We start from the raw sequence: 8,481 nt of genomic DNA, 5'->3' as shown, positions 1-8,481 counted from the left end.
GAGATCGCTGCCATCTATCGAGACGCTTGGGGGAAGGCTCGGACGGGTGTGGCCGCCGAGGCGGAGCCCCCTCGCCTCTCCAAGCCCCTGCGAGACGATTGCAACAAGGGGAATGCTATGGATCGTTTGGAGAAGGTTTCGACATGGAAAGCCGAGGCCGAACAGCAAGGGCAAGAACGCGTCAAGCGGGAGCGGAAGAATGCCGAGCGCAAGATGCAGGAGCGTGGCGGGCGGGGGCTTTGAAAGCGGCTCTGAGATGGGACGTTGGCGTCTCGCATTGATCTGCCGCGACGGTGTTTGTCCGGTTTGAGCTCGTCCTGCGCGTTGGAGCGTATGTGTTAGAATCTGTGTTAGAATCTGTGTTACGCGGTGGAAAACACTCCATAAACATCTGATATAAAACGGTTTTTCAAACCTATCGGTGGGTGAAATATCGAAAGATGGTGTGTGAAATATCGAAAAACGGTGGGTGAAATATCGAACGAGCGGCTCGCTCTGCCCGTCGTCCGAGTGGGTGAAATATCGAAAGTCGCTTGCATACGGTGGGTGAAATATCGATACTGCCTTGGTGGGTGAAATATCGAACGAATCGCACGGGTCTGACCGCTCCCCCCTCCTGCCGGACCGCATTGGCCAGCAAGACCTTTTCGTGTGCGATATCTTCGATGCTGCACCCAAGGGTGACATGGCTTCGATGGAGCATCCGATCTTCTCTCTCTCGACCAAGCCCGACCATCGAAGCCGCCGCTACGAGCATGGCAAGAGCTTTGTGGAGGTCCGTCCCTCCCCCGACGGGCTCGCAACGGTCCACGATCGCGACGTCTTGATCTACTGCATCAGCCAGCTCATCGCCGCGCTCAACGAGGGCCGGCCGGTGACGCGAAGGGTCACGCTGCATGCCTACGATCTCCTCAAGGCCACCAACCGGATGACCAATGGCCAAGCCTACGAGGGTCTCAAGGCGGCGCTGCGGCGGCTCCAGGGCACCCAGATCGAGACCAACATCGTCACCGGCGGCACCGAGCAGTTCGACGTCTTCGGCCTCATCGACCGGGCCCGCATCGTGCGCGAGACGCGCGAGGGGCGGATGCAGGAGATTGAGATCACACTGTCGGACTGGGTCTTCAACGCCATCGAATCGAACGAGGTTCTGACCCTCCACCGCGACTATTTCCGCTTGCGCAAGCCACTAGAGCGCCGCCTCTACGAGCTCGCCCGCAAGCACTGCGGCATGCAGGCCGAGTGGCGGATCTCGATCGAGCTTCTGCAGAAGAAGTGTGGCTCGGCGTCCACGCCGAAGGAGTTCCGTCGCCTCGTTTCGGTGATCGTCCAGCATGACGAGGCGCACAGCCACATGCCCGACTACCAGGTGCGCCTGAAGGACGACATCGTCATCTTCCAGCGCCGCGCTTCGATGCGCTGCGGCAAAGCGACGGATGACGAGCCGTTCGAAATGCCGTCTCTCGACCCCGAGACCTTCGCCGCGGCGCGCAAGGTAGCCCCGGGGTACGACGTCTATTTCCTGCTGCAGGAATGGCAGAGCTTCGCGGCCGAACAGGGCAAACCGATCAAGAACCCCAACAAGGCCTTTCTCGGCTTCTGCAAGCAGCGGCACGCGCGCGCGCCTCTGATTTGAAGGGCAAGGCGCTCTTCCCATCCCTCGGCCGCTTTCAGCGCTCCGGAGGCTTGCGGCTCGCCGGTGCGATTTCCGGCTTGCCATGGGCGGCGAAGAGCATGTTGAGGCCTTCGGCCAGCATGTCCTCCATCGTGCGCCCCTTCTCGGCCGCCAGAAGCTTCAGCTGATAGCGCACCGCCGGCGGATAGTGGCCGGTGATCGCCTTAGTTCCTTGGCGGCTCGGCTGGATGGCCGGCCTTGTCGGCGGCGCCTCGGAGATCGCCTCAACTGACGTGGCAAGCGGCGTCTCCCGTGCGGCCGGCGCAGCGGAGGGAAAGGGCTGCACCGTCCCGCGGGTGCTGCCGGCAGCATCGCGCATGGCGGCGGCAATGTTGCGGCGGGGCTTAGGCATGGGCCACCTCCGCGCGTTCATCAGACGACAAGCCGATAAGTTTTCTTGCATACAAGTAGACTTGTCGTACTTCCGCCGCGGCCTTGCCGGAGGGATCGATCTCGTTGGCGCCCTGGCCTTGCGCGTATGCGTCCTGGAACGTGATGCGGTCGCCGATGGTGGCGGGGCAGACCGGCATCCCCTGCCCTTCCAGCCAGGCTGCCGTCTCGAGGTGGCGGTTGCCGAACGGCTTGACTCGCGTCAGTACCGCCGCGCGCTTCTTGTCGCCTGCTAGGTTGATGAGGTCGTTGGTCGCGCGGATCGTCTTGAGGTCGACCACGGAAGGTTGCAGCGGCACCAGCACCAGGTCGGCGACCCGTGCTGCGGCGAGCGCGGCCTGCTCGGTGCGCCCGGCGGTGTCCACCAGCAGAAGATCAACGTCCATGTCTCGGGCGCGTTCCACGACCCCCTCGATTCGCGCGGGCTGCGCGTCGATTACGATGGGTGCTTCGCCGGCGCGAAGGTCGCCCCATTCGCAGGCACTGACCTGCGGGTCGAGATCGATGATGGCGGCGGTCAGCCCGGAGCGGACCGCTTCAGTGGCGAGCGAGATGGCAAGGGTCGTCTTGCCGGTCCCCCCCTTCTGACAGATGAAGGCGATTGTCTTCATGTCGGCATGTCTCCTTGCCTGAAAGATAGCTTGTCGCCTTGGCGACTCACCATCTTGTTACCAAGACGATTAGCTGACAGGTCTGAATAGCAACTTAATGACAAGTATACTGACTGGCGGATTTTCCGGCGGCGCCCGCAGCGCGGTCGAACGCACGCTTTTCAGGTCAGCTTGGGGAGAGGCTGCAAGGCAAGTCAGCAAGTAGACAAGGCGAGGTGTCGTCTCATACGGCAGGCAGAGCGGCGATCTCCGCACCATGGCGGCAGGGGAAGGGCGTGCGGGCCTCGTTGCTCTGCGATTGGGTCAGGAGATAAGCTAACTTGTAGTCTTGAAGAGAAGTAGACCTGTCGCTTGGCGACAGGCGAGGGCGGCACTACCGAACCGCCGGGGCAGCAGCCGGCTGGCACATTCGCAATCAAGGGGCTGACAGGCAGGGGGGTCGTCATCTCCGTCATGCCTCGATCGGCCAGCCTTCCTCCGTCCAGTCGCGTGCAGTATGGATGATGCGCAGGATCGTCAGCACCTCATCCTCGAGCGCGTAGGCGATGATGTACCGAGTGCGCCTCACAGGCTTCTCGTAGGTGCCGCTGATGCGGCCGGGGCGACCGACGGCGTGCTCTTCAAGACGCTGCACGGCATCGTCAATCCGATCGGCAATCGACGATGCCGCGCCTGGATCGCTCCGCGCGATGAAGGTAAGGGCGTCAGCAAAATCGTCGACGGCCGAATGCGCCCAGACGACACGTCTCACTTGTGCGGGCGCGCCGCGATGGCACCGCGCACGCGGCGCATCGCTTCGTCATGGTCGAGGACATCGCCAGCCCGCATGTCGGCAAGTCCCGCCTCGAGACCCTCGATCAGCGCGAACTCACGCTCGATGAAGGAGGCGATCGCCTCACTCGCCAGAAAGGAGCGCGTTCGCCGCGAAGCCTCCCCGATCCTGTCGAGCTTTTCCTTCGTTCCGTCCGGCACCCGAACGCTCAGCGTCTCGCTCATGCCCCACCTCCTGTGCTTGAGTGTATACAATATAGCACGGCGTTGCGCCTGACCAATGTCTAAGGTCCGCCACCGGACGAAATACGAATTTCCGCGTAACATTTTCGAGGGCCCCGTGGACCAGACACTCATCCGCACGTCGCGATAGCTCGGCGCCGCCATCCAACGCCGACGCAAGGCGCTTGGCCTCCTGCAGACCGCTCCTGCCGGCACGGCGGGTCTCAGACAGGCGACCATTTCGGAGATCGAGCGAGGGGAGGGGGCGCGCGCCTCGAAAGCCCCCTGCGCATCCTCGCCGCCTCGACCTCGAGCTAGCGGTTCTTCGCGCGCGAAGCTCCTGGACGTGCAGGGCATCGAGGCGCGACTGTTGACCTGACGGCGAGCCGCCGCAGCCCGAGCGAGCCTGAAACGTGCCCTAGCACCGCGACAACGACGCCGGCGGTGTGGATCGGGTCCGCTACACGAGCCACACCGGTCCGTGGGACGTCACGCTCGAATTCGAAGACGGCAACGCCTGCCGTATCCCGTCGTGGAACGAGAGGTTATGGAAAATGACGTCGACCGACGGCTTCACGATGGCTTTGTGCCGTGTCCCCATTGAAGGAGGGCTCCTCGCCGAGCGAGGATCAGCCGTCAACGCGCTGTAGCCGTCGTGTGAACCTTGTCTCGCTCGAAGTTCAGTGTAGCGCGAACCGGTGATTCCCCGTCGCTGACCGAAACAGGACCCGATGCCGACGAACCTCATCCTCTATGGACCGCCCGGGACCGGGAAGACCTTCGCTACCATGCGTCGTGCCGTCGCGCTGATTGATGGCGACCAGTGGCTGGCCGAGGATTTGGATACGTTGCGCATGCGCTACCGCGAGCTCGTCACCAACCGGCAGATCGAGTTCGTTACTTTTCATCAGTCGTACGCGTACGAGGATTTCGTCGAGGGCCTCCGGCCGACGCTCGGCGACGACGAAGAGAGCGACGGTGACGAGGCCGTTCATTCGGCTGGGTTCACGCTTCGACCTGTGGACGGCACGTTCCGCCGCATCTGCAGGCGGGCCGAACTTCCGCGTACCGCGTCACAGCATCCGGCGCGAGCGGCGAGCCCAGCGTTCATCGTCGGCGACCGTCGGGTCTTCAAAATGAGTATTGGCCGCGCCGGTTCTCAGGATGAGATGTTTTACGATGCCATAGCCCACGATTACATCGCTATCGGCTTCGGCGGTGAATTAAACTGGAGCGATCCAAAATATCTCGAAAAAGAAAACGTGTTCGAGAAATGGAAGGAAACCGACCCCAAAGCTACCCGTGCTGTCGGTGACGTCTCACAGACCTGGCAGTTCCGAGCGCTGGAGAAGGACGACATGGTTCTCGTCTCGCGTGGAAACTCCGCCATCAGAGCGATCGGGGTCGTGACCGGCGACTATCGCTTCGAGGACGGCGCGGAGGTCGGCTATCCGCATCGGCGCGCCGTTGAATGGCTCGTCGTGCCGGCAGAGGACATTCCTTCCGACGAACTCTACGGCACCAGCCTCATGCAGCGGACCTGCTACAGGCTCAACGATTCCAAATTGAACCGGGAAGCACTGCAGCGGATCATCGACGAGGCCAGGCCCACGGACCGCACCGGCTTGTCCGTCACGGCAACGCCGAACCAGTTCGTGCTCATTATCGACGAGATCAACCGCGCCAACATTTCCAAGGTTTTCGGCGAACTGATCACGCTGCTCGAACCCGATAAGCGGCTCGGCCAGCCGAACGCAATTACCGTCACCCTGCCCTACTCGCGAGACCAGTTCGGCATCCCGGACAATCTTCACATCATCGGGACGATGAACACTTCGGACCGTTCGATTGCGCTGCTCGACACCGCCCTGCGGCGCAGGTTCGACTTTGAAGAGCTGATGCCTCGATCGGACCTCCTCGCGCCGTCCGTGGACGAAGTCCCACTGCGCAACCTCCTCGCGCGGATCAACGAGCAGATCGAGTACCTGTTCGACCGCGAGCATCAGATCGGGCACGCGTTCTTCCTCGGCTGCGAAACTCGCGAGCAGATCGATGCCGTGATGCGACGCAAGGTCATCCCGCTGCTGGCCGAGTACTTCTTCGAGGACTGGAGCCGGGTCGCACTGGTGCTCGGCGACGTGCGGGGCGAGCATTTCCTTCATCGCATCGTTCTCGCATCCCCACCCGGCATGGACGAGGCAGACGATGAACGCATACGTTGGACCGTCCGCGATCCGTTCGCGGAGGACGCCTACGACGGCTTTCGGTGAGCCATCGCACCGTCCAAGAGTGGGGATCGCTGCGCTACGGCAGCGGCGACGACGAGGTTCCTCGCGCAGCGCTCGATCCACTCGCGGCGGTCGCCCGGCATTCGAGCGCCGGGCCGGCGTTCGAACTACACCGCGACCGCCTTCGTGCCCGCCAAGTCGTCGGCGTGGTCGCGACGCGTGCCCACAGCCTCGAGATCCTGCCGAAGATCGATTTCGCCGATCCGGACCCGACGCATCGCCGGACGCGCGAGCAACTCGTCCACATGCTCGCCGTCGCCCATGATCTCGACGTCGCGAGCGGGGAAATCGCCAGCCTGGGCCGGCAGCACGAGACGCTGCTCGAGCTTCTCGTGGGGTTGTTCGCACGCCGCCTCGTCGTTGCGGTCCGGCATGGACGACCGCGACGCTACGTCCGGCTGGAGGAGGATCTTCCCCAGCTGCGCGGCCGGCTCGACGCCAAGCGTCAGTTCTCCGTCCTCGCCGCGAACCCGCAGCGGCTGGCGTCGATCCATGACGAGCTGTCGCCGGACATCGCGCTGAACCGTATCATGAAGGCGACGATTGCGTGCCTAGCCCGACTGTCGCGCTCGGCTGCGAACCGGCGACTGCTCCGCGAACTGCAGCTTATCTACGAGGACGTCGAGGACGTCGCCGTCCCTGCCCTGCGCTGGGGCGACGTCGTCCTCGACCGCACGAGCACCCGATGGCGCGGGCTACTCGCCCTCGCGCGCCAGCTGCTTCGCGCCGACTACCAGACGACCTCCGCCGGCGCCGCCGACGGCATAACGCTGCTGTTCGACATGAACGTGCTGTTCGAAGCGTACGTGGCGCGCCTCGTCCGCGGCGTGTGGGCGGGCCCTGAGGTCGCCGTCGTTGCCCAGGGCGGTCGCCGCTTCTGCCTGATCGACGCCGACGAACGCGGACGGTTCCAGACGAAGCCCGACATCCTCGTCCGAGACGCGCAAGGGATCGTGGCGATCCTCGATACGAAGTGGAAACGACTGGCGTCCCGGCTCGACGAGCCCAAGCAGAAAGTGGCGCAGTCGGACGTCTATCAGATGGTTGCCTACGCCCGGGTCTATGGGTGCCCGGACGTCGTCCTCGTCTATCCCCACCACGCAGGAATGCGGTCGGAAGTGCCAACCATCCGGCACTTCATGGTGACGGGCTCGCACGATCGACTGACGATCGCGACCGTCGACGTCCGCTCGCATGACGCCGCCCGGCAGTCGCTAAGGCATCTGGCGGCGAGCCTCCGCACACCGCGCCCGATGGCGGAAGAGCTGACCCCCAACGGTCCCGATCCGGTGTCCTGAGGGGAGCCTCTGCAGCGATCCGACGGCTTGGCCAGCGCCGCACATTGGATCAGGCGATCGTTTGGGGCAGCTTTAAGTGTAGATCTATATAACAATTATCGTTCAGCTAAGGCTGTTAACCGGGCGTGCTCCGAGAAGATATATTCGGCGAGTGAATACTCGTCCTCGGTCACTTCGGTGCCGAGGTGCTCCTCCTCATAACGTGAGCGGTCGGCCCGTCGGATGCAGTTTATCAGCTGGATGTCGGCGAAATCAGTCGCCCCGCGCATAATGGATTTGATCTCTTCGAGCGGAAATTCGCCGCCGTACTCCATGCCTGCGAAGGTGGAGACTCTCCGGTCGCCCAGCGCGCGCCAAGCGCCCGAGACTTTCCGAAAGGGGCCTCGCCCATTCCTGAAGGCGTCGAAGGCGTTCCCGATGCGATTTTTCAGATACGGCGCGAGGATGGCTGAACTCGCTGTGAGATGCCGCTCTATAAAGAGTGCGACCATCGGTTGATAAAGCTTGTTGAGCCGAGCGCTTGCCAGCTCACGCTGTCGCGCGCGCTTCAATTGCGTAATTGACATGAAGGCGCTCACGGCTCGCGTGATCGCGAAAGCGCCCAGCAGGAGCGTGGCTAGTGGAAGGAACTTCCGATAGTCCTGCGGCACGAGATCTGAAAGCTCCGGAAGCTGCCACAGCGCCCCTACGATGACGGCAGCCGCAGTTAGCATCCACAGAGGCGCGTCTTTTATGCCGTCCCAAATATCTTTCACTGATGGCCTCCCGGCTCGACGGAGCTCACGCCAACTAGGTCCTGACCCATCGTGATTCCAGCTCGCGGACGAATGTCGCCAGGACGGGGACCGCTGTCTATTTCGGGTGTGCCCTCGCTGAACCGCCTTGCAGGCGGCAGTTGCGGGCGGTGCTGGCGCGGCCAAGCGAACCGAGATCAGCAGACGGTCTTTATAAAACCCACTCGCACGTTCCTGCGGTAGCTGAGCCAGATCGGACGATGCTCTAAGAGCATATGATAATATCCTTTATCCATCAGTGATGTAGGCCGAAATCGCGGCTTGCAAACGCGAAACGGCTAGCAGGTTTGGCTCCCGCTATCGCCAAGGATCCAAAATCGTGACGTCCGTGGGCTCGAAGTCCTTGCGGTTGCGCGTGACCACGGTGAGGCCATGGACGAGGGCGGTTGCCGCGATCAACGCGTCGCGTTCGGATCGAGGATCCGGAACGTG

9 protein-coding genes and 1 pseudogene are annotated in these 8,481 nt (G+C 62.9%); 4 read left to right on the top strand and 6 right to left on the bottom strand.

Annotated features, from left to right (window positions below; all coding sequences use genetic code 11):
* Both DLJ53_RS35850 and DLJ53_RS34325 read left to right on the top strand, forming a co-directional pair.
* Positions 1 to 243, top strand: a 243-nt coding sequence (locus DLJ53_RS35850) for a hypothetical protein (protein WP_211100741.1), incomplete at its 5' end; no start/stop codon positions are given.
* Positions 244 to 685: 442 nt separating this feature from the next.
* Positions 686 to 1,636, top strand: coding sequence for a replication initiator protein A (locus tag DLJ53_RS34325; protein ID WP_202913527.1), 951 nt, complete (start codon positions 686 to 688; stop codon positions 1,634 to 1,636).
* Positions 1,637 to 1,670: 34 nt separating this feature from the next.
* Here the strand turns inward: DLJ53_RS34325 and DLJ53_RS34320 are convergent, their stop codons facing one another.
* The 4 genes from DLJ53_RS34320 to DLJ53_RS34305 all read right to left on the bottom strand — a co-directional run bounded on the left by DLJ53_RS34320 (position 1,671) and on the right by DLJ53_RS34305 (position 3,672).
* On the bottom strand, positions 1,671 to 2,027 hold the full coding sequence (locus DLJ53_RS34320) for a ribbon-helix-helix domain-containing protein (protein ID WP_202913526.1): 357 nt from the start codon (positions 2,025 to 2,027) through the stop codon (positions 1,671 to 1,673).
* Entirely contained in the window at positions 2,020 to 2,676 is a 657-nt protein-coding gene (locus tag DLJ53_RS34315) for a ParA family protein (protein WP_111352804.1), read from the bottom strand. Before DLJ53_RS34315 ends, DLJ53_RS34320 begins: the two co-directional genes overlap by 8 nt.
* A gap of 451 nt (positions 2,677 to 3,127) precedes the next feature.
* Complete coding sequence (locus DLJ53_RS34310; RefSeq protein ID WP_111352803.1) at positions 3,128 to 3,427, bottom strand: type II toxin-antitoxin system RelE/ParE family toxin; 300 nt, start codon at positions 3,425 to 3,427, stop codon at positions 3,128 to 3,130.
* Positions 3,424 to 3,672: a CopG family ribbon-helix-helix protein gene (locus DLJ53_RS34305; RefSeq protein WP_111352802.1), complete on the bottom strand. Its 249-nt coding sequence runs from the start codon at positions 3,670 to 3,672 to the stop codon at positions 3,424 to 3,426. The genes DLJ53_RS34310 and DLJ53_RS34305 overlap by 4 nt, the downstream gene beginning before the upstream one ends.
* 728 nt (positions 3,673 to 4,400) lie before the next feature.
* Here DLJ53_RS34305 and DLJ53_RS34300 point away from each other — a divergent pair.
* A complete protein-coding gene (locus tag DLJ53_RS34300) occupies positions 4,401 to 5,939 on the top strand; it encodes an AAA family ATPase (RefSeq protein WP_111352801.1) in 1,539 nt (512 codons plus the stop codon).
* Positions 5,936 to 7,255, top strand: coding sequence for an McrC family protein (locus DLJ53_RS34295; protein WP_111352800.1), 1,320 nt, complete (start codon positions 5,936 to 5,938; stop codon positions 7,253 to 7,255). Before DLJ53_RS34300 ends, DLJ53_RS34295 begins: the two co-directional genes overlap by 4 nt.
* A gap of 95 nt (positions 7,256 to 7,350) precedes the next feature.
* On the opposite strand, the gene DLJ53_RS34290 is transcribed toward DLJ53_RS34295, so the two are convergent.
* Positions 7,351 to 8,010, bottom strand: coding sequence for a hypothetical protein (locus DLJ53_RS34290; RefSeq protein WP_111352799.1), 660 nt, complete (start codon positions 8,008 to 8,010; stop codon positions 7,351 to 7,353).
* A gap of 336 nt (positions 8,011 to 8,346) precedes the next feature.
* Positions 8,347 to 8,481 (bottom strand): annotated as a pseudogene (locus DLJ53_RS36305) (VapC toxin family PIN domain ribonuclease); the annotation flags it as partial.

This window comes from Acuticoccus sediminis (assembly GCF_003258595.1).
Taxonomy (GTDB): Bacteria; Pseudomonadota; Alphaproteobacteria; order Rhizobiales; family Amorphaceae; genus Acuticoccus; species Acuticoccus sediminis.
Note: the sequence above shows the minus strand (reverse complement) of the source record. Positions and strands in the feature narration are given on the sequence as shown.